Origin of the sequence: Marinobacterium sp. xm-d-564, from assembly GCF_013283345.1 — a bacterium.
In the GTDB taxonomy this organism is placed as follows: Bacteria; Pseudomonadota; Gammaproteobacteria; order Pseudomonadales; family Balneatricaceae; genus Marinobacterium_E.
The window spans coordinates 43,117-63,357 of sequence record NZ_WBYO01000006.1 but is presented as its reverse complement, the minus strand read 5'-3'; the positions used below and the strand labels follow the sequence as shown (position 1 = coordinate 63,357).

Sequence of the window (20,241 nt, the reverse complement as noted above, 5' to 3'; positions counted from 1 at the left end):
ATGCCCTTCGAAAAAAACGCAATTACAAAAATCATTTTAGGCTTGGTTGTTGCAGGTGGTTCAAACGCCGCTAATGCAGCGGGCGCCTGGGACTGTCAGCAGACTGACCGAGGTTGGAGCTGCGGTGCTTCTGCCGATTACAAACCTGAACCGGTTCCGTTAACTCGCATCTCAGCAACTGAAGATGCGATCGAAGCACAGATCACAAAACCGCTGCCTAAACCGCTGCCAGAGCCCAAAAAAGAGCAAGAGCCCAAAAATTCTCTGACCGCCGAGCCAGAGCAGAAACCAGAACAGACAATCGCCGCCAAACCTGAACCCGTTAAAACGGACGCTAAACCAGAGCCTGACACTAAGGTTGTTGCAACGACTGCAACGAACGAAGCGTCAGCAGAGACGATTGAGGCGGTCACCCTTCCGGCTAAGCTAGAGGAGAGTGTCGCCCCTAAACCACCGGCTTTAGCAGATAGACCCGAGCCTTCTCCAGAGCCACAACCAGATACAAACAGTGAGCTAGCCATCATTCGCGACCCTAGTGATGATCGACGTGACATCAATTTAGACTGGGTTCGTTTAGCACCTCTGGATGCTGAAGGACTGGTCTGCAAAGGTCGCTATGATGAGCCTGACATCTGGGTTGGCGATCTGGCTCCCGGTAACGAAGAGAGCAGCACCGTCATCAACGCTGATGAGTCCGATGCCGATCTCGATGGTTTATCCATTTTACGTGGCAACGTCATCATCGAAGAGTCTGGTCGCCAGATTAAGTCCAACCTTGCCGAGTTTGAAGCGCAATCGCGACAAGCCCTACTGCGTGGCGATGTGCGTTACCGTGAACCCAACCTGTTGATGACTGCAGATGCCATGTCTGCTGACCTGAACAATAAGATCGCCATCGCCAATGAAGCGCGTTTCGTCATGCATGATCAACATATGCGCGGTGATGCAGAATCGATGACTCGCTTTGGTGATCAGCGAGTTGAAGCCGAAGATACACTGATTACCTACTGTGAACCGGGTAATAACGATTGGGGTATTCGAGCTGCGCAGATGGAGCTCTATCCTCAAGAGGGGTATGGAGAGGCGTGGAATACCCGCTTTGAAGTTGCTGGTGTACCGGTCTTCTACCTGCCCTACTTCTACTGGCCATTGAATGACACGCGCAGAACGGGCCTACTCTATCCATCCCTCAGCACCAGCGAGCAGGATGGTTACGATCTGGCTCTGCCCTACTACTTCAACATTGCGCCTAACATCGATGACACGCTAACGACGCGCATCATCGAACAGCGTGGCGTACTGTTTGAAAACGAGGCGCGCTACCTCAACAGCTTCAGCATGAACACGCTGAATACCAGCTGGCTTCCCGATGATGATCTTCAGGGGAGTGAACGTTGGTTGATCGACTTCAATCATACCGGCACTCCGGCACCCAACTGGTCGAGTGATGTCAGCTTCACTCGCGTCAGTGATGACAACTACTTTGACGACCTAACGCCGGTAACGCTGGCAGTACCGGCTGCTGATGTACTTTCTCAGCGTGCTCAAGTAGCCTATAGCGGTAATGGCTGGAGTGCATCGGCACTGGTTAATGATTATCAGATTCTAGATAACTCAACCAGCTACAAGCGCATGCCTCAGCTCAACTTCAGTACCAGCCAAAGTCTGAATGAGACAGTGCTGAATCTCGCCGTGCAGTACACACAGTTTGATTCAACCAATGAGAGCGCAACCGACGGCAGTCGTCTTCATGCCCGCCAGTCAATCGGTTACAGCGCGGAGACCACTTGGGGTTACCTACGACCTGAAGCGGGCGTTTGGCACTCAAGCTATGACTTCTCAGATAATAGCAGTGCGTCGCACACCAACCTGTTTGCCTCGTTGGATTCAGGCCTGATCTTTGAACGTCAGGGCGAGATTGCCACTCAGACGCTAGAGCCACGCATCAAACTGATACATGTTGATGGTGAGGATACAGACACACTTAACTTTGACTCAGGCGCCCTTGGCTTTAGCTACGGCAACCTGTTCGATAATTTAGGCTACTCCGGTAATGACCGTGTCAGCCATACCGATCAAGCAACCCTAGGTCTAGAGAGCAAAGTCTACAGTCTAACGGGGCGTGAGCTGATCTCGGCAGGCATTGCACAGGCTCACTACTTTGGTGATCACGATGCTCGCCCAGGCGATTCAACCGGTACAGCAGATCAATCGGATTACGCTGTCTACGCCAGCTGGAAGCCCTCTGAAGTGCTGACGCTGAGCCATGACTCGCGCATTGATCGTGAAACAGCTGCGTTACTGACCGAAAACTATCGTGCCTACTACCGTCCAGATGATGAGCGACTACTCTACGCAAACCTACGTAAAACGCAGAGCAGTGACGGTAACAACACCTTCAACCAGATCGATCTGGCCACGCGTTGGCCGATCACGACAGAGTGGAGCGGCGTTGCACGATACACCCAAGATATCAAAGAGTCTGAAAACCTAGAGACGCTTGCCGGTATCGAGTACGAAAACTGCTGTTGGAAGGTGCGCTTTACCGGACAGCGAAGCATTGTCGACGGCAGCAGCGATTTCGAACGTGAGAACAAGTTCTACATTCAATTCATTCTTCGCGGTCTGGGCGCCTTTGGCCAGAGCGAAGGTCGTCAGTTCCTTGAGGATTTAACGGGTTATAACGAGGATGACCGTGACAACTTTTAAACATTTGATCGCATCGGCGATTCTTGCCCTCTCAAGCAGCTCCGTGCTTGCAGAGCCCGTTGCACTGGACCGTGTTGCCGTCGTAGTTAACGAAAGCATCATCATGAGCTCCGAAGTGGATCAGCGAATTCGTGATATCCGTGCTCAATTAACGGCACGTAAAGCTCAGCTACCACCCGCTGAGGTTTTGGCTAATCAAGTCAAAGAGCAGCTGATCATTGAGAGTATTCAACTGCAACTGGCAGAGCGCCAAGGCATTCGCGTCAGTGATAGTGAGCTGAACAGTACGATGAACCGCATCGCTCAGCAGAACAACCTATCCCTGAGTGATTTCCGTAAAGCGTTGATCAACGAAGGGCGTGACTATCAGCAGGTGCGTGATCAGATTCGTCGTGAACTGATCATTAGCCGTGTTCAGCAGAGCAACGTCAACCGTCGAGTTACCGTAACGGACCAAGAGGTTCAGAACTACCTCAATTCAGATTTGGCGAAGAACCAAGACCGCAGTGAATATCTACTGAGCAACATTCTAGTGGCTCTCCCTTCACCTGCGTCACCAGAACAGATTAAATCTGCTCAAGAGCGCGCCAACCAACTCAAAGCCGAACTGGATCAAGGCGCTAATTTTGCGGATCTAGCAGTACGCAGCTCGGACGCACCCAATGCGCTTAATGGCGGTGACCTGGGTTGGCGTAAAGCACAAGAGCTACCGACCCAAATATTCTCTGCTGTGTCGGGTCTATCAAATGGCGAAGTCTCTAAAGTGGTTAGAACCCCTTCAGGCTTTAACCTACTGCAGTTGCGCGAGCGTCGTGGCGATCAAGCCACACTGGTAACAGAAACTCGAGCACGCCACATTTTGGTAGCCCCTTCAGAGATTCGCACATCAGCACAGGCTCAAGCCTTCGCTGAAGAGCTCTACTCACGATACAAAGAGGGCGAGCCATTTGAAGAGTTGGCGCGCCGCTACAGCGATGACCCGGGCAGCGGCTCATTGGGTGGTGAACTGGGCTGGATACAACCGGGTAAGATGGTTGTTGAGTTTGAACAGCAGATGGATAAATTGGCTATTAATGAGGTGAGCGAGCCTTTCGAATCTCGCTTTGGCTGGCATATTGTTCAAGTACAAGAGCGTCGCCAACAGGACTTCACCACTGAGATGCGTGAAAACCAAGCCCGTTCAGAAATCCGTAAACGTAAGTACGATGAAGCACTCTCCACTTGGTTACGTGAACTTCGCTCAGAAGCCTACGTCGACATTAAGGTGAAGTAGTGGCTCTTCGAATTGCACTAACCCCGGGCGAGCCTGCCGGCATCGGTCCAGACCTTTGTGTTCAGATTGCCCAGCAAGGCTCTGAACACCAACTGGTCATCATCTGTGACCCTGACATTATTGTCGATCGCGCAAAACTCTTAGGCTTGCCGATCAAACTGCATGAGTTTGATCCGGACCAGCCTGCCGTTGGCTGTCAGCCTGGAGAGCTCTTTTACATTGGCACCCCATCGAATGCCGATGTTATTCCAGGCCAACTGGATCCGCTCAATAGCGTCTATGTTCTGAATACCCTTCGTTTAGCTGTAGACGGGGCTTTGGGTGGCATGTTTGATGCCATCTGCACAGCACCGGTTCATAAGGGTGTTATCAATGATGCCGGTTACCCCTTCACAGGCCATACAGAGTTTCTACAATCGCGTTGTGACGTCGATCAGGTTGTTATGATGTTGGCGACCGAAGGGCTACGAGTTGCTCTTACAACGACACACCTGCCATTATCTGAAGTGCCTCAAGCGGTAACGCAACCGCTACTTCGTTCGGTCATCGATATTCTGTTGGATGATCTGAAGCACTACTTTGGTTGTGACAAACCCAGCGTCTTGGTTGCAGGCTTAAACCCCCATGCTGGCGAAGGCGGCCATATGGGACGTGAAGAGATCGACACGATCGAACCGGTATTGAATAGCTACCGGGAACAGGGTGTTAACCTGATTGGCCCACTCCCTGCCGATACGCTCTTCACCGAACATCATCTAAAAGACGCTGATGCGGTGCTTGCGATGTACCACGACCAAGGGCTGCCGGTTCTCAAGTACAAAGGGTTTGGCCAAGCAGTGAACATCACCTTGGGTCTGCCTATTGTGCGCACCTCAGTCGATCACGGCACCGCGTTGGATCTTGCCGGCACAGGCAGAGCCGATGCAGGCTCTTTGCAGACCGCCCTTAGTTATGCTGCCGAGATGGCTTCTAACCGTAAACAATCATAGGTTGATATGAGCAGTAAAAACCCTGGGCACGTGGCCCGCAAACGTTTCGGTCAGAACTTTCTGCACGACCCTACTATTATTGGTCGTATCATCTCTGCGATTAATCCAAAACCTGAAGAGCACCTCGTTGAGATTGGTCCCGGTTTAGGTGCACTTACAGAAGAGATTCTAGAGCTCGCCGGTGCGCTGGAAGCGGTAGAGTTAGACCGTGATCTCGTCCCAGTCCTGCGTACCAAGTTTTTTAGGTATGAAGATAAGTTTAAGATTCACGAGGCGGATGCTCTCAAGTTTGACTTCTCGTCACTGCAACAAGATGAGCGCCCACTTCGCGTGATCGGCAACCTGCCCTACAACATCTCAACGCCGCTGATTTTCCATCTCTTGAGTTTTTCAGGATTGATCAGCGACATGCACTTCATGCTGCAGAAAGAGGTGGTGGAACGTCTAGCTGCACAGCCGGGGGAAAATCACTACGGCCGCCTTGGCATAATGGCGCAGTACTACTGTCAGGTAGAGAAGCTCTTTATCGTACCACCCGGCGCCTTTAATCCGGCACCGAAGGTCGATTCCGCCATTGTTAGATTGATTCCGCACAAAACGCTACCCATACAAGCAAAAAGTGCTGAGCTGTTGGCTGACGTTGTCAGAACCGGTTTCAGTCAGCGACGTAAAACTCTGCGTAACAATATGAAGGGTTGGATTACCGGCGAGCAACTTGAAGCCTTGGGTATTGATCCTGGATTACGCCCTGAGCGCCTCTCTCTCGCTGAATTTGTCGCCATCGCTGACGCGATCTATGATTTACGAAACAGCGCTGAATAAGCACTGCACGACGAGACTGTCTATACATGCAAGATTATGAACTGAGCCGAAACGTAGCGATCGATGTGACAACCGACTATCTGACCGACCAATCGGATCCAGAGACACACCGTTACGTCTTTTCTTACCACATCACCATCACCAACCATAACCCTATGCCTATCCAGCTACTGAGCCGCCGCTGGCTGATTACCGATGGTAATGAGAAGACACAAGAGGTATTAGGGGAAGGAGTTGTCGGTGAACAGCCCACCATTGAACCGGGCAAAAGCTACAGCTACACCAGCGGCACGGTCTTAGCGACTGAGGTGGGTGCCATGCAGGGTCACTACGACATGATCACCGACGAAAATGAGACCTTTCAAGCGACCATTGCCCCCTTCACACTGGCACAAACTCACGCGTTACACTAGGAGAACGGACTCTCTAAAATAGAGAGCTCTGTTCCGACGCGAGCAACTCAGGCGTTGCCCCCTGCACAGAGGGTTTTGCCTCTTTCAACTTATCGACAAAACGCGCAGCCAGTTCCGGTGCTTCAGCACAATCTGGCGTATGAAAGAAGAGATAAGGCACTCTCCCCTCATCGATCCACTGCAACACCTTAGTGACCCACTGATCTAAATAGCGATCAGACTCCTGCCACTGCATGGTCGAGATGAAACGAACCTGCGGATGCTGACCAGTTGCAAGGACATGCAACGGCACCTTTGGCTTCTTCTGCTGAGCATCTAAGGTAGCTGAGTCCATGGCGGTTACTGCAAAAATGGGACGGGTGTCGAACATCACACGATTGACGCCTGTCTCCAGCAGCATCTGATTAAACGCCCTCTCCTCATCCCCTTTCGCAAAGAACTCAGGGTGACGAACTTCAACCGAGTAGTTGAAGGCTTTAGGTAGAGCCAACAGAAATCGATGGATATACTCAATCCCCTCACTGTTAAAGCTTTTTGGTAGCTGCAAGTTGAGCAGCCCGATTTTATGAGCCAGCGGCTCCAACACTTCAAACTGCTCGGCCACTTTAGGATTAGCCACCTCTAAAGCACTGCGATGAGAAAGATCTTGGTGGAACTTAAAACAGAATCGAAAGTCATCAGGCGTCTCATCCCGCCAACGCTTCACCGTATCCGGTTTAGGCAAACCATAAAAAGTCGTGTTTCCCTCAACCGATGAAAATTGACGAGCATAACGTTGTAGCGCAGTTCCACCCCCTGCCAAACAGCCACCCTCCCAAACAGGATGTTGCCACTGAGGTAAGCCTAAATAGTAATCGTGCAACGCCATACTCCTTAAAATAGGCTACAAAGAGTACCAAACTAAAAAAATAGTGAAAGAATCTCGTAATAATTTAGAAACAGGCTTGTAGCAACCTTAAACCTATGTATAATACGCCCCACGTTGATGCGGGGTGGAGCAGCCCGGTAGCTCGTCGGGCTCATAACCCGAAGGTCGTCAGTTCAAATCTGGCCCCCGCTACCAACGTAAAAAAGGGAAGTGTACTTAAAAGTGCACTTCCCTTTTTTCGTTGGTGGGCCGAATATAAGAGCACTGACGCAGTCAGTTCACCAAAATGCATGGATTGCATTTTGGGATGCCGAAGGCAGTCCGAAGGACGATTACACAGGACGTGTAATCGCAAATCTGGCCTTGAATTGAGCACCAAGTCCCGAAAAGGTGAAAACATAGATGGTGTTTTCATAAATCTGTCCAAAAACCACGTCGGGCTCACTCTTCATAGCTCCGCGGTTAAGATGATCACTTCACCACAATCCACCCCAGCCCAAATACCGTAACTACATAAAAACCAACGGTATCTGAAATGAAAGCCATCACTCTCCTATCAGCCTTACTACTAAGCCAGGCTTCACTCGCCTTCACCATCGAAAAAATAGGTTCAGACATTTCTCACCCTTGGGGTATCGCTGTCCTTAACGATGAAGAGGTCCTGGTTACAGCAAGAGCCGGTGCCCTTTTGCGCATTAACCTTACAACCGGGCAGCAAAGAGCTGTTTTACCCACCCCTTTTGTAGCAAGTTTTAGGCAAGGCGGGCTTCTCGATGTCGCCTATGATGAACAATCAAATAGGGTACATCTTTGCTACAGCAAACCGTTAGAAGGTGGTGCAGGCTTAGCGATTGCATCGGCCAAATTGGATGGGTATCAGCTTTTAACACCCAAGGATTTTTTTGTCTCCAACCATCGCTCTCCCTCCGGTGCACACTTCGGCTGTCGGATAGTCATAGAGGGCAACTACCTGTTTGCCTCTTTAGGCGACCGTGGTGATCGCAGCAACGCTCAAAACCCCTCCAATCATGCTGGATCAATTATTCGACTGAACCTTGTTGAGCCGGAGCCAGCCAATACTCAGCAAGATTGGTTGCCTGAGATCTACTCGATGGGTCATCGAAACCCACAAGGTCTTGCATTACAGCCTAATACAGGACTTTTATGGTCTCATGAACATGGTCCACGCGGTGGTGATGAGATCAATCTCATTGAGCAAGATAACTACTACGGTTGGCCAACCGTCTCTTACGGTAAGGAGTACATAGGTGGGGATATAGGTCTTAACTCATCACCCGATGGATATACCGATCCTCTCTGGGTCTGGGATCCAAGCATTGCACCATCGGGAATGACCTTCTATACCGAAGAGATGTTTCCCGAATGGCAGGGCAATCTTTTGGTTGGCGCTTTGAAGTTCACAAGCATCTACCGAATCGTCATAGATCCTGATAGCAATCTGCCCGTTTCAGAGGAGAGATTATTCAATGATGAGATGGGAAGAGTTAGAGACGTTGAACAGGCCAATGATGGCTCAATTTTAGTGTTAAGTGACGCACCCAATGGTGGCCTATATAGGATTAGTCGATAAATCATTAAGGTAAAACAGATGAACAACCAACAGTTAAACGTATTAGGCACGCCACTTGAAACGTGTAGCAGTGATCCGCTAACTGGCTATTACAGAGACGGATGTTGCAACACAGATGAATATGATCGCGGAACCCACACGGTCTGCGCTGTGATGACGGAGGAGTTTCTGCTCTTCTCACTTCGCAAAGGGAATGATCTCATTACCGCCCGGCCTGAATATCAGTTCCCCGGTTTAAAGCCAGGCGACTCTTGGTGCCTATGTGCTCAACGATGGGAGGAAGCCGAGGTTTCAGGGTGCGCCCCGAGAGTTAATCTATCCGCAACTAATGCAAAAACACTTGAGATTATCAGTTTCGAGACGCTTAAACGGTACAGCATAGATCTTCATTAATTTTCACACAGAGCTCAAGAGCTACCCTCTCCACAACTCCAGTATTTTCAATTACTATCAGCGTCCATTTTATGTAGTGAATTTCTAAGCCAATGAACAGCAACGCTTTACTATCGACACTCGTTAAAATCCGCTCTAACAAACTCTTCGAGCTCACCGTAATTGCGGTGATTATTGGCTCGGCGCTCCTTATTGGTGCCAAGACCTTTGACCTTTCTGACACCGCTGAGATGATTGTTGGTTGGCTGGATATCGCTGTTACCGTCTTCTTTCTGGTCGAGATCACGGTTCGTTTCATTGCCGATGAGAACAAGCGCACCTTCTTTAAGGATCCCTGGAACCTATTCGACACCTTAGTGGTTGTGATCAGCCTGATCCCTGTCAGTCAGGCCGATACCGCTCTGGTCGCACGTCTAGTTCGCGTGTTCCGCGTCTTCCGAATGGTCAGCATCATTCCAGAGCTTCGCATGCTGCTGAACTCGTTGATCAAAGCACTGCCTCAGCTAGGGTACGTCCTTCTGCTGATGTTCATCATCTTCTACGTCTATGCTGCCATTGGTGCGACGCTCTTTGCTGCGATTAACCCCGACCTTTGGGGTGATGTCGCAGTGTCGATGTTGACGCTCTTTAGGGTGATGACCTTTGAGGATTGGACCGATGTCATGTACGAAACGATGACGGTCTACAGTCTAAGCTGGATCTACTATCTATCCTTTATATTCTTAACGGCCTTCGCCTTCTTGAACATGGTGATCGGTATTGTCGTCAATGTGATGAATGAGGAGCATGAGCGCATCCTTAAAGAGGAAGCGATCGAGGCCAATGAGCCAACCATCGCTGATCTTCAAAAACAGCTGGCTGAGATTAAAGAGATGTTAAATCAGAGAGCGAATTAAAACGCGAACTGATCCACCAACAGATACCCCATCGCAACGTAGTTGTTGATCTGCGCGGGACCGGAAGGGGCAACGTCTACGTAGTCTGGAAAAGCCTCTGCTGTGACGTTGCTCCAACTCGCAAAGGTTTCACACACATGCAGATCCACGCCAGATTCACCTAGATCACGAACCCCTTGATGCAAAAGTGGGAACTTACTCTCATTCTCAGTGGTCAGAGCGAACTGTTCATTGCCGTGGCTAACCACCGCAATATCGAGATCTGGAAAAGCTGATCGCAAAGAGTCTATGGCACCCATCAAACGAGGTTGAATCCGTTGCCACTGTTGTGGATTAGGCGCCAAAATTTCAAACACAACTCCTGGTGGCGCTTCTTCAAGTGCAAGGATCTCTTTAACCGTTTTAGCTGAGGCCGCGCCTGAAAAGAGCAGACTGAGCGGAAGCAATACCCTGAGTAACAGGTGGCGAACTGTCTTAAAGATCAAACTGAACATAGTAGACCTCCAAATCTCTTTTGCTTCAGCTTAGCTTATAAACTGGAAAGTGACTGCCTCAATGCCTCGGTTCTTGATTCTGTTATACGATCAGCCGGGAGGCGCTGATCAAGGCCAAGGCGAATCAATCGATCTTTTTCAGCGCCCGGTGCCATAACTAGACGCACCTCTTTACCAAGATCTAAGGCTTCGAGTATGACGTTCTCAATGGAGAGCGTCATGGTGTCATCTAAATAACTGACGTCACTGAGATCAAAAATAACCGCATCGTGTTTAGCGATGTCTTTTCGCTCACGGGCTAAGGCTTTGGAGACACCAAAAATCATCGCTCCCGAAAGGTAGACCAGTAGGATACGGCCATTCGCCTCATTCAACAGGGACTGCTGTTCAGGGGTCAGAGGAATCTCATCATCGACATCGGACATAGAGCGAACCTTCTCAGCCTCAACATCGGATAACTTACGGATGATGATGACGTTCGCGACAAAGACACCGACACCCACCGCAACGATCAGATCGACAAACACCGTTAGTAGTAGAACGGCATACATGATCATCGTGCTGTATTTAGAGACTAGGTGAACCCGTTTAATGAACGACCAGTCCAGAATATCGACACCCACTTTTACCGCAATACCAGCCAGCACCGCTAAAGGGATATTTTCGATCAATGAACCTGCTCCAAACACAGCTATTGCCAGTGCTAGAACCCTTATAACACCTGAGAGTGGTGTTCGCCCTCCGGACTGAATATTGACCACGGTGCCCATAGTGGCACCGGCACCTGGTAGACCACCGAACAGACCAGACATGATATTGCCTAACCCCTGTCCAAACAGCTCTTTGTTGGAGTCATGCTCTGTTCGGGTCAGGTTGTCCGCCACGACCGAGGTAAGCATTGAATCGATACAACCAAGCATGCCCAACACCATCGCATCGACCAACATAATCTGAAGCTGATCATAGGTGAAATAGGGCAAGGTCATTGAAGGCAGTGACACATCGATCTCACCAATGCGTTGGACTCCATCACTGCTAAAGATGATCACAGAGACCAGAGTAATAAGAACCAGTGCAATCAACTGAGGCGGCACGAACTTTTTGTATTTTTCAGGCGTTTTAAACAACACACCCAGTGTCACCAAGAACAGCAACAACTCACTGAAGTGCACGTTCATGATCAACTCTGGCAGATGAGTTACGGTACCAACCACCCCGCCCGCCGGTGGAGATTGCCCTAACGCAGGGGCTATCTGCAGAATAATCAGTATGAATCCGATGCCTGACATAAAGCCAGAAACCACCGCATAGGGCATCAGGGTGATGTATTTGCCCAACCTGAGATAACCAAACACGATCTGGAATATCCCTGCCATGATCACCACGGTAAACGCCATAGACAGACCATTTTCAGGGTTCGCAGCCACTAGAGTGCTGATCACAGCGGTCATCACCACGGTCATAGGCCCAGTAGGCTCAGAGATCAGCGTAGAGGTTCCACCAAACAGCGCGGTAAAGAGACCGATTAGGATCGCACCATAGAGTCCCGCCTCTGCGCCAGCGCCAGAGGCGACACCAAATGTGAGCGCCAAAGGGAGTGAGACCACCGCAGCGGTTAAACCACCGAGCAGATCACCGCGAAGATTAGAGAGAGATAGTGCGTTCAGTTTAAGCATTGATCAACGGCTCACTATCGGTCAGAAGCGTTCGATTTAAACAGACGTTTAGCGTAACGAAGCAGTATATCGAAGGGGGTTTCGTCGCCAAAAAACTTAGGATTCTTGATCAACAGCAGAGACATCACAACAATCCACACCAGCGTATTTTTAATCACCCAACTGGCATTTTCATTAAAGGCCTCTTCGGTATTTTCGGCACCCATTAAAAACATAAATGGGGCAACAATCCCAATGAACGAGAGAAGAGAGACGGCAGCGCGAATTTTTCTGCGGTTATCCATGACAGACCCTGATTTGTGATTTTGGTTATTTTACGTGATCTGTCCGTAAAGGGGTAATCACACGGGTGAGTTTTAATCCGTTGAGTGTCAATTTTCATCTAAAAATAACCCTGACATTTCTATGGAAATATGTGACCATCATATGAGTAATTTCTAATGGATAATGATCATGAACCTACGCACCAAGTTACTGATGACTGCGACACTTTTAACAACCCTTGCCGGCTGCAGCAGTGAACTGCCTAAACCCGATCTAGTCGAAGGTGACGAATGCGTCATCCATGGTGAACAAGCACCTATTTGGGCTTGTGGTGGCTACATGGAGGCTGATCGTTATGTCGGCGTAGGATCTGCTCCATTGAGCAAGCTAGGGTATGATTTTTCTCGTAAAGAGGCAGCCATTAATGCTCGTGCTGATATCGCACAACAGGTCGAGGCTCAGATTAAAAGCAAACTAGACTCCTATCAACGTTCAACGGGTGCCGATGAGATGACGGCTGAACGCGTCGTCACTCAAGTCGCAAGACAAACCTCCGAATTGACAATTAATAACTCACAACAAGTGAGCTACTGGCAGCACCCTGAAACAGAGGTCATCTTCATTTTGCTGGGCGTTGAAAAAGCGACGATCAATAACGCGATCGACTCTCAGATTGATCAACTAGATAAGTGAGTTGTTGATGAAACCTCTATTTACTCTACTACTGATAGCTTTATCACTTTCGGCTTGCTCCTCTAACGAGGTGATGCAAGACCCCTCTCCTCAAGCGCAACAACAGAGTGCCGAGCGTGAACTTAACAAACTGTAAATTAAAAAGCCTTGGCCTAGCGGTCACCGCTTTATTTCTTACGGCCTGCTCATCGACCGCTAAGATTACCCTGATCAATCCAGCCATCAGTGATCGGGCTGCCGCCACCAAAGTCGTTGCGGTGCTTCCATTTGAGAATGACTACTCCGGTGTGGCGAACAGCATTGAATCTCGAGTCACCAACCATAGGGTGGCAGGTGAGACCTTTTTTACCGTGGTCAACCGTAAGGATCTTGAATCAATTTTAGACGAGCAAAAACTTCAACACTCTGGGCTAGTCGATGAACAGACGTCTGTTGAGATCGGTCAGCTGATCGGTGCGAAAGGACTGATTACTGGTGAGGTGGAGATTCAGACCACCGACTACTCGCTCTACTACGTTACTCGTGTTGAGTGTGCCGATCAGAAGTGCAAAAAAACTCGTGAGCGCTACATCCCTTGTGATGAGATGCACTCCAACCTGCACGCTACCATCCGACTCGTTGATACTGAACGCGGGGACCTGATTCTCTCTGAACGCTTCACGGCAAAAGAGAGTCACGATGCTTGTCGTGACAGCGCCTACTCTCTTCCAACACCCGAGAGTGTCCTAAGCAACCTAGCTGATGAGATCACCGATCAGTTCATGACTTACATAGCTCCCTATGAGGCAACTGTCATAGTGCAACTGCTCGATGATCCAGAGATCGACTACAGCAGCGAGCAAGAGGACCTTTTGGAGTATGGTATCGAGTACGTTGAGGATCACCGCATCGACAAAGCTGAAGTGCTCTTCTCCGAGCTTCTAACCAGTACAGGTGATCAATGCTATGTGGCGGCTTACAATTTAGCCGTTGTTAAAGAGCAGCTCGGTAAAACTAGCCAAGCTGAGCAGCTCTACCGGTTAGCCGATCAGTTGGTAAAAGAGCCCAACAAGATCATTAACCAAGCCATTTTGCGTGTTGAACGTCAGAAGAGTGAACAGGCGCGTTTAGAGAACCAGCTATGACCCGCAGATTCATTCTCGCTTTTCTAATGTTGGCCAGTTTTGTAACGACTGGGTGTGCAAGCAGAGAACCCGTCATCCTTGTCGCAGAACCTAAGACTCCTGATTGGTTGATGAGTCCGCTAGTCAACACAGGTGATCAATTTTACGGTGTCGGTGAGGGAGGCAGCGCACAAGCCTCTGAGCAGGCTGCATTAGCTCATCTTGCCGAGAGACTGTTAGTTCAACTATCCAGCACACAAGAGCAGCGCCTTTCGTCGGTTAGAGACAGTCGTGAATATACTGAGCGAGTGGTGGAGTCGTCGATTCAAAGCAGAACCGAGCGTTTGCCTTTGGGTGGATATGAGATCCTTAAACAGGATGTGATTGCACCGCAACGAACCGCGACCCTGCTAGCGTTGAAAAAAACGGCCTTAATTAAGAACCTCAAAAACGAAATAGACCCCAGATTAACCGCCTCCTCTGCACAGCCAATCAAGACTCTCTCTGACTGGGCAAGTGCTCGACAACAGCTAACCGATCTAAAGGCTCAACAGCCATTAATATCTCTTATGAAACAGCTGGGGGAATCGGAGATTGGGGAAAAGTACAGCAACCAGGTTGCAGACACTGAATCTGCCATTAAAGATTACCAAACCAACCACCCGGTAATGCTAAAAACCGAACAAAGCTGCATGAGCTTTAAAGGCTCACTGGAGCGTCTAATCCTAGAAGCCGGTTTTGAGATCAACTCCTCATCTGGTGTTATAACCGTCGAGTGCCAGGTCATTGAAGAAATCAGTAGCGCCTATGGCATTCACATTGCCAAAGCCGATTTATCAATTCGCTTTTTGGATGGTCAATCTAAGGTGGAGCATGCCACAACTCTGTCCATTAAATCGGCTTCATCAGCCTCTGAGTCAACGGCCAAGGCGGGGCTGATTCAAGCGTTCAACAGGCGCATACAGGATGAAGAGGCTCTTAGGATCTTAGGGTTTTAAAGCTGAGCCAGACTCTGAAAGCTGCGCTACGCACTGCCAGCTCTGCTGACCACTCTCCCAATATTTCCGTTCAAATGCACTCATCGGTTGGTCAGCGCTGTATAACTGTACGCTAGTTTCATGACCCGCCAACGCCAGTGCCCTGACGAACTCCTCGATGTAGAGTCTCCAGTTGCTTCTAACGGTTAACTCCCCACCCAAGGTCAATAGATCACTGAATACAGGACTGGCATGCCAACGTCTCTGAACCTGAGCTGATTTAGGATAAGGGTTGGGGTAGAGAATAAAATGCTTGGCTAGACGCCACTCTGAAGCTGCAGCCAGGCGCCAAAAGTCGATTAAATCCGCTCGCACAAAGAGTAGGTTATCAAGCTCACCCGTGAAGCAGTTTTCGTGCTTACTAAGACGATAAGCAGAACGATCAACGGCTATGACATTGGCGTCTGGGTATCGATTGGCAAGATGACGTGAACTTTCACCAATACCACAGCAAGAGTCCAAGATAAGCTCTCCGGAACGACCTTTGAGCCAATCGGTCACCTGATCAAAGGCGACCTGAGTATGGTCGGCAATGGGTTTGCGAAATGGGTTATTTAAGTTACGCAATACAATCTCATCGAGACGCTCATGCAAACCGGCCTGATTGGTTGTCACGACCTTAGAGACACCCTGTTCTTGCTTGGTCATCGGTTATTTATGGTTCCAAACTTGTCAAAGCTTCGCGCTTTGTCTCTGCCCAAACAGCCACCAGTGTGGCGACCTGTTCAGCCGATAATTTTTTTCCATTACGAAGAAGGGCTTCAAGAAGCATTAGATTTTCGGTGAGCTGTGGCATTCCCAAAATACTGCTAGCGCCCTTCATTTTATGGATAAACTCAACATTTAGCTCATCGGACTCTTGCTGCAACGACTCAAGAGTTTGGGCGTATTTTTCAATGAATTGTGCAACATACTTTTTAGCCGTTTCATCACTGCTCCAATAATCTCTAGCCAGTGCTATATCAAAGTAGCTTTGAGGCCTATCTATATCGCATTGATTGGTGTTAGTTGAGATCGCATTTTCCTTCAGTGCTTCAGGCGCAATCAGTTCTGCAATTGCGACAACGGCTTTCTCAATATCGACCGGTTTAGTGATGTAGTTATTCATGCCGGACTCTAAAGCCTTTTCAATATCCTCAGCATAGGCGCCTGCCGACATACCAATTATGGGTAAATTTTCAAACCGCCGCAGGGCACGAATCCTTTGAGTCGCCTCAAGACCGTCTATGACTGGCATTTGCACATCCATCAATACCAAATCTATCGGTAACTCTGCCGCCCTTAAGAGTTTGATCGCCTCACTACCATCCTTGGCAAGAATCACTGAGGCCCCTTCCGCTTCAAGAAACTCGCGAGCTGAATCACGATTGAAAAGATTATCATCGACCACTAACAGTGTTCGGTTTAAAAGTCGCTGACTTGGAATATGTTCTGTCTCAGGCTGGGCATCAGAATTGATGATGCGTTTTAACGTAGAACTGGTAACAGGTTCTATCAAACAGTCATAGGGGCTGTTCTCATACTCTTCAATATGACTGACAGGACTGGTAACTGTAACCAGTTTTCCAGACCAATTAACGCCCTTGCTCAGTAACTCACTCTGGATCTCTGCTTCTAGACGCTGCAGGTTATTGCCGGACATCTCTTCATCGACAATGACAGAGTCAAAGGAGCGATCCGCTTTTATGGCTGAAAGGAGTTGATAGATCAGATAACTCTGCGTCTGTCCTACTTCATGGTCTAGACCCATCGTTTTGGCAACAGCCACAAGTGAATTACGTGTAAAGGGGTTTTTACAGGCAATAAGAACTCTAGCCTCTGTTATAGGATCAGGTTCAATAACCTTCACAGGCAGAGTCAATTCGAAGGAGACGGTCGTGCCTCGGAACTGCTGGGACTCAAAACTTAACTCACTTCCCATTAATGAGAGAAGTTGCTGGGTAATGCTAAGCCCTAGACCAGTCCCCCCAAATTTACGCGTTATCGAACCATCGCCCTGCTCAAAAGGCCTTAGAATTTTAGCTAAAACCTCATCACTCATGCCGATGCCAGTATCACGAATCGCAAAGCGAAGACGGGGTACAGAGTCTGCATTGATCACATTAACCGTCAACTCAACAGAGCCCCTCGAAGTGAACTTGATCGCGTTACTGATCAGATTGATCAAAATCTGTTCCAGGCGTTGCTGGTCGCCTGATATTTTGAGGTTACCCTGATAGCTCGGTGTAATCGCCAGGTGAACGTTCTTACTTTTAACTGAGCTGGACATGAGTAGAGCAACGGTTTCAAGCAGTTCATCCAGATAGAATTCGGTAGTCACCAGCTTGAGCTTACCGCTCTCTATCTTAGAAAAATCCAGAATATCGTCGATCAGCTTTTGTAATGACTGCCCCGCTCTTAGGATTTTTTTCGCTTTTTCGAGTACGGGTTTATTGGCGTTTTCAGCACGCGCTAAGGTTTGAGCCAAGGTCAGCACCGCATTCATAGGTGTTCTAATCTCATGACTCATATTGGCCAAAAACTCACTTTTAACCAGTGAGAGTCTTTCAGCCTCTTCTGCCTTGTATGTATAGGCTTCATTCAAACGTTCTAGTTCAGAACGCTCTTGCTCTAACTGTTTGTTAATCAGCGCTATTTTTGAACTCTGTTTCGATAGAAGGTGATAGCGGTAAAGCAGCAGAAGTATGATGCCCAGTGTGGCGAAAAAGAGATAGAGCAGCTTTTGTAAGCTCTCTTTAGTGAAAGGGCTCAATTCACTGTTTGGCACCATGCTCCACAGCTCTTGTAGCGCCCTGATTTCATCAGGACTGAAGCTGTCGTAGGCTTTATCAAAAAGGGTTTTCAGCGTTCTATCTTGCTGGTTAAACGCAAAGTGCATATTTAACTGCAGTCCCGGTTCAGACTCTAGCAGTCTAACTTGCAGATCCTCATTAAAGATGTGGGAAACGTTGATCAGATAGTTGGCTATCGAATAGTTCTCTACGAACAGATCAATCTTACCGTTCAACAAAGCAACCATCATCTCATCAAATGATAAGTACTCTTTATAGCGAACCTGAGGATAATTCTTCTTAAAATAGCTCTCAAAAATAGAGTCTTTCTGAATACCAACAACCTGGCCATCTAGATCGGCAAAGCGCGTGTACCCTTTTAAACTGACTAGCCCAGTCAACAGTTCTAGTGTCTGCTTTTCACTGAAAAGATAGCGCTGTTGGCGCTCTTCAGTCAGCACCATATTACCGACAACATCTAACTGTCCATCGGCTAATTTTTCCATATGCTGCGACCACTCAAACCCATTAACAAAGCGCAGTTCTAAACCCAGCTTTTGGCTAATTTGTCGAGTTAGGTCAATTAGATAGCCTTTCGGCTGACCCGCATCAACATAGTTAAAGGGGCGCCAATTGCTATAGGTAGGCATCCTTATAGTCTGTTTATTCTCTAGATAGTCACGCTCTTGTTGACTCAGCTGAGAGAGTAATTTGTCATCAGAAGCAGCGATCCGGGGAGCCTGTAGTGTTAACGCTAACAATAGAGCTATTTTCAATATAAGCTTCATACCTGGACCAAAGGATCGGGTTATTAATACAAAAACTGAACACTAGTTAGTTGATAGTGCTAGTTTAAGACCATACCCCATAAACAGTGATCCCGCTAACCCTTTCGCAAAGCCTGAAAGTTTCCCCCCCTCTGCTAGAAGAGACTTGAAATAGATCGTCATAAGAATCAACACCGCAAGATAGATCTGTGAACAGAGTTGAACAACCAGACCCAAAATGGCGAAAGAGAGCCAGGGGTTGTCGTAGCTTGGATCGACAAATTGAATGAAGAACGAGACAAAAAAGAGTATTGCCTTGGGGTTAAGAAGGCTGATCGTCAGCGCTACTCTAAACGGGTGTTTAGAGTCCTTGGGCAAATCGATGTCCGAATCACTGTTTTGAGGTTTAGTGAAAAGCGATCTTAGCAGACCAAAACCGAGCCACATCAGATAGAGTCCACCGGCATATTTAAGCAGCGTAAAGAGAATTGGGGTGGTTTGAATCAGGCTCGCCACACCGGCGACTGACAATGTCATCAACGTCAGGTCCCCTACAAAAATACCCGCCGCGCCTTGAAACCCTGCGAGAGCGCCTCGGCGCCCTGCTACCGAAGCGACGTACATAGAGTTGGGGCCGGGCAACAAAATAATAATGATTGTCCCAATAAGATAGGTGTAGAAATCCACTATTCCAAACATCTGTTACTCCCCGACAAACCAACTAAACGGCTGTTCTGACACGACAGCACCGGTTTTATCTAACTGCTGATCAACAACATCATACTGACCACCAGATAGTCGGAACAAGCAGCGAGATCGAGTGCCGTAGGTTTCACTGATAATCAACTGAGAAGAGAGTAAGCGCTCCCAATCGGCAGGGATACCGGTATCTGGAAGTTCAGCGTCATTCGCTAGGTTAGGGTCCATTAATAGACCAGATCCGTTCAGTTGAGTCTCTAGCAACACACCCTGTTCGGAGATCTGTTGGCGTGCCAGTGTCACTTTAGGCCATGGAGTATCAAGTGCATCATTACTCAGAGCATGTACTCCGGGTTCTATTGGCTGAAGGTCAGGACTGTTTGAACTCATCCAAAACAACGCCCCAGGCTCACCAACAATCAAATTAAAGCCGGCATATTGATCTCTATTCTCTTTTAACGCTTGAGCAATCTTCTGGATTGATTCGTTTGAGTTTAAGAACAGCAGTGGAATCTCACCCCGACTGCGAGCGCCCTCTACGCCAATATAACCAGGGCGAATGTTCGTCAAAAATGCGAATCGACCAGAGCGATTGAACCCCAACCAAGTTCCTTTGGCTTTTAAATCTTGGCCGGCCAACACCTCTGAAGAGTCACTTCGATGAACAGGCCACCAGTGCATAGGCAGAGCTGGCCTGTCATGGAACTCATCTCGATTGGCTACCAAGAGTAACGGGGTAGTGTGGTTAGGACGCCAGTTGAAAGCTAACAGACACATTGCAAA

General features: G+C 48.6%; 20 protein-coding genes and 1 tRNA gene. 13 read left to right on the top strand and 8 right to left on the bottom strand.

Features of this window, described 5'->3' with window-relative positions; genetic code table 11:
* Genes lptD through apaG form a run of 5 tightly spaced genes read left to right on the top strand, consistent with a single transcriptional unit; the run spans window position 1 to window position 6,206 of the window.
* Window positions 1–2,709, top strand: a complete 2,709-nt coding sequence (gene lptD / locus XMD564_RS07835) for an LPS-assembly protein LptD (RefSeq protein ID WP_173508102.1) — start codon at window positions 1–3, stop codon at window positions 2,707–2,709.
* Window positions 2,696–3,982, top strand: coding sequence for a peptidylprolyl isomerase (locus tag XMD564_RS07830; RefSeq protein WP_371740262.1), 1,287 nt, complete (start codon window positions 2,696–2,698; stop codon window positions 3,980–3,982). Before lptD ends, XMD564_RS07830 begins: the two co-directional genes overlap by 14 nt.
* Window positions 3,982–4,971 (top strand): 4-hydroxythreonine-4-phosphate dehydrogenase PdxA, encoded by a 990-nt coding sequence (gene pdxA, locus XMD564_RS07825; RefSeq protein WP_173483049.1) that lies wholly within the window; start codon window positions 3,982–3,984, stop codon window positions 4,969–4,971. The genes XMD564_RS07830 and pdxA overlap by 1 nt, the downstream gene beginning before the upstream one ends.
* Before the next feature lie 6 nt (window positions 4,972–4,977).
* Window positions 4,978–5,793: a 16S rRNA (adenine(1518)-N(6)/adenine(1519)-N(6))-dimethyltransferase RsmA gene (gene rsmA, locus XMD564_RS07820; protein ID WP_173481246.1), complete on the top strand. Its 816-nt coding sequence runs from the start codon at window positions 4,978–4,980 to the stop codon at window positions 5,791–5,793.
* A 26-nt stretch (window positions 5,794–5,819) separates the two neighbouring features.
* The gene (gene apaG, locus XMD564_RS07815; RefSeq protein ID WP_173481247.1) at window positions 5,820–6,206 is read left to right on the top strand and encodes a Co2+/Mg2+ efflux protein ApaG; all 387 of its coding nucleotides are present in this window, start codon (window positions 5,820–5,822) and stop codon (window positions 6,204–6,206) included.
* 13 nt (window positions 6,207–6,219) lie between these two features.
* On the opposite strand, the gene XMD564_RS07810 is transcribed toward apaG, so the two are convergent.
* Entirely contained in the window at window positions 6,220–7,068 is an 849-nt protein-coding gene (locus XMD564_RS07810) for a DUF72 domain-containing protein (RefSeq protein ID WP_254443124.1), read from the bottom strand.
* Between the two features lie 124 nt (window positions 7,069–7,192).
* Here XMD564_RS07810 and XMD564_RS07805 point away from each other — a divergent pair.
* The 4 genes from XMD564_RS07805 (at window position 7,193) to XMD564_RS07790 (ending at window position 9,954) form a co-directional block, all read left to right on the top strand.
* A tRNA-Met gene (locus XMD564_RS07805) sits at window positions 7,193–7,269 on the top strand.
* Window positions 7,270–7,609: 340 nt separating this feature from the next.
* Window positions 7,610–8,665: a PQQ-dependent sugar dehydrogenase gene (locus XMD564_RS07800; RefSeq protein ID WP_173508101.1), complete on the top strand. Its 1,056-nt coding sequence runs from the start codon at window positions 7,610–7,612 to the stop codon at window positions 8,663–8,665.
* Between the two features lie 18 nt (window positions 8,666–8,683).
* Window positions 8,684–9,058, top strand: coding sequence for a DUF2237 family protein (locus XMD564_RS07795; protein WP_173481250.1), 375 nt, complete (start codon window positions 8,684–8,686; stop codon window positions 9,056–9,058).
* Window positions 9,059–9,150: 92 nt separating this feature from the next.
* Complete coding sequence (locus XMD564_RS07790; protein WP_173481251.1) at window positions 9,151–9,954, top strand: ion transporter; 804 nt, start codon at window positions 9,151–9,153, stop codon at window positions 9,952–9,954.
* Here the strand turns inward: XMD564_RS07790 and XMD564_RS07785 are convergent.
* From XMD564_RS07785 to XMD564_RS07775, 3 genes are read right to left on the bottom strand one after another with little or no spacing between them, the layout of a single operon-like run.
* On the bottom strand, window positions 9,951–10,448 hold the full coding sequence (locus XMD564_RS07785) for a DsrE family protein (RefSeq protein WP_173488691.1): 498 nt from the start codon (window positions 10,446–10,448) through the stop codon (window positions 9,951–9,953). The two genes, XMD564_RS07790 and XMD564_RS07785, sit on opposite strands and share 4 nt — an antisense overlap.
* Before the next feature lie 35 nt (window positions 10,449–10,483).
* A complete protein-coding gene (locus XMD564_RS07780; protein ID WP_173494868.1) occupies window positions 10,484–12,124 on the bottom strand; it encodes a SulP family inorganic anion transporter in 1,641 nt (546 codons plus the stop codon).
* A gap of 14 nt (window positions 12,125–12,138) precedes the next feature.
* Window positions 12,139–12,408: a hypothetical protein gene (locus tag XMD564_RS07775; RefSeq protein ID WP_173483054.1), complete on the bottom strand. Its 270-nt coding sequence runs from the start codon at window positions 12,406–12,408 to the stop codon at window positions 12,139–12,141.
* Window positions 12,409–12,577: 169 nt separating this feature from the next.
* Here XMD564_RS07775 and XMD564_RS07770 point away from each other — a divergent pair, with 169 nt between their 5' ends.
* Genes XMD564_RS07770 through XMD564_RS07760 form a run of 4 tightly spaced genes read left to right on the top strand, consistent with a single transcriptional unit; the run spans window position 12,578 to window position 15,182 of the window.
* A complete protein-coding gene (locus tag XMD564_RS07770; RefSeq protein ID WP_173508100.1) occupies window positions 12,578–13,081 on the top strand; it encodes an LPP20 family lipoprotein in 504 nt (167 codons plus the stop codon).
* A 7-nt stretch (window positions 13,082–13,088) separates the two neighbouring features.
* Window positions 13,089–13,217 carry a hypothetical protein gene (locus tag XMD564_RS11500; protein ID WP_256368157.1) on the top strand — a complete coding sequence of 43 codons (129 nt, stop codon included), beginning with the start codon at window positions 13,089–13,091 and terminating at the stop codon, window positions 13,215–13,217.
* Window positions 13,198–14,205, top strand: a complete 1,008-nt coding sequence (locus XMD564_RS07765; RefSeq protein WP_173481256.1) for a CsgG/HfaB family protein — start codon at window positions 13,198–13,200, stop codon at window positions 14,203–14,205. Before XMD564_RS11500 ends, XMD564_RS07765 begins: the two co-directional genes overlap by 20 nt.
* Window positions 14,202–15,182 (top strand): LPP20 family lipoprotein, encoded by a 981-nt coding sequence (locus tag XMD564_RS07760; protein WP_173481257.1) that lies wholly within the window; start codon window positions 14,202–14,204, stop codon window positions 15,180–15,182. The genes XMD564_RS07765 and XMD564_RS07760 overlap by 4 nt, the downstream gene beginning before the upstream one ends.
* On the opposite strand, the gene XMD564_RS07755 is transcribed toward XMD564_RS07760, so the two are convergent.
* The 4 genes from XMD564_RS07755 to XMD564_RS07740 form a co-directional block, all read right to left on the bottom strand.
* Window positions 15,171–15,869 (bottom strand): tRNA (guanosine(46)-N(7))-methyltransferase TrmB, encoded by a 699-nt coding sequence (locus tag XMD564_RS07755; protein ID WP_173481258.1) that lies wholly within the window; start codon window positions 15,867–15,869, stop codon window positions 15,171–15,173. The two genes, XMD564_RS07760 and XMD564_RS07755, sit on opposite strands and share 12 nt — an antisense overlap.
* A 7-nt stretch (window positions 15,870–15,876) precedes the next feature.
* Window positions 15,877–18,642 carry an ATP-binding protein gene (locus tag XMD564_RS07750; protein WP_173508099.1) on the bottom strand — a complete coding sequence of 922 codons (2,766 nt, stop codon included), beginning with the start codon at window positions 18,640–18,642 and terminating at the stop codon, window positions 15,877–15,879.
* Window positions 18,643–18,822: 180 nt separating this feature from the next.
* Complete coding sequence (leuE, locus tag XMD564_RS07745) at window positions 18,823–19,458, bottom strand: leucine efflux protein LeuE (protein ID WP_173508098.1); 636 nt, start codon at window positions 19,456–19,458, stop codon at window positions 18,823–18,825.
* A gap of 3 nt (window positions 19,459–19,461) precedes the next feature.
* Complete coding sequence (locus tag XMD564_RS07740) at window positions 19,462–20,235, bottom strand: NRDE family protein (RefSeq protein ID WP_173481261.1); 774 nt, start codon at window positions 20,233–20,235, stop codon at window positions 19,462–19,464.
* Window positions 20,236–20,241 lie beyond the last annotated feature (6 nt).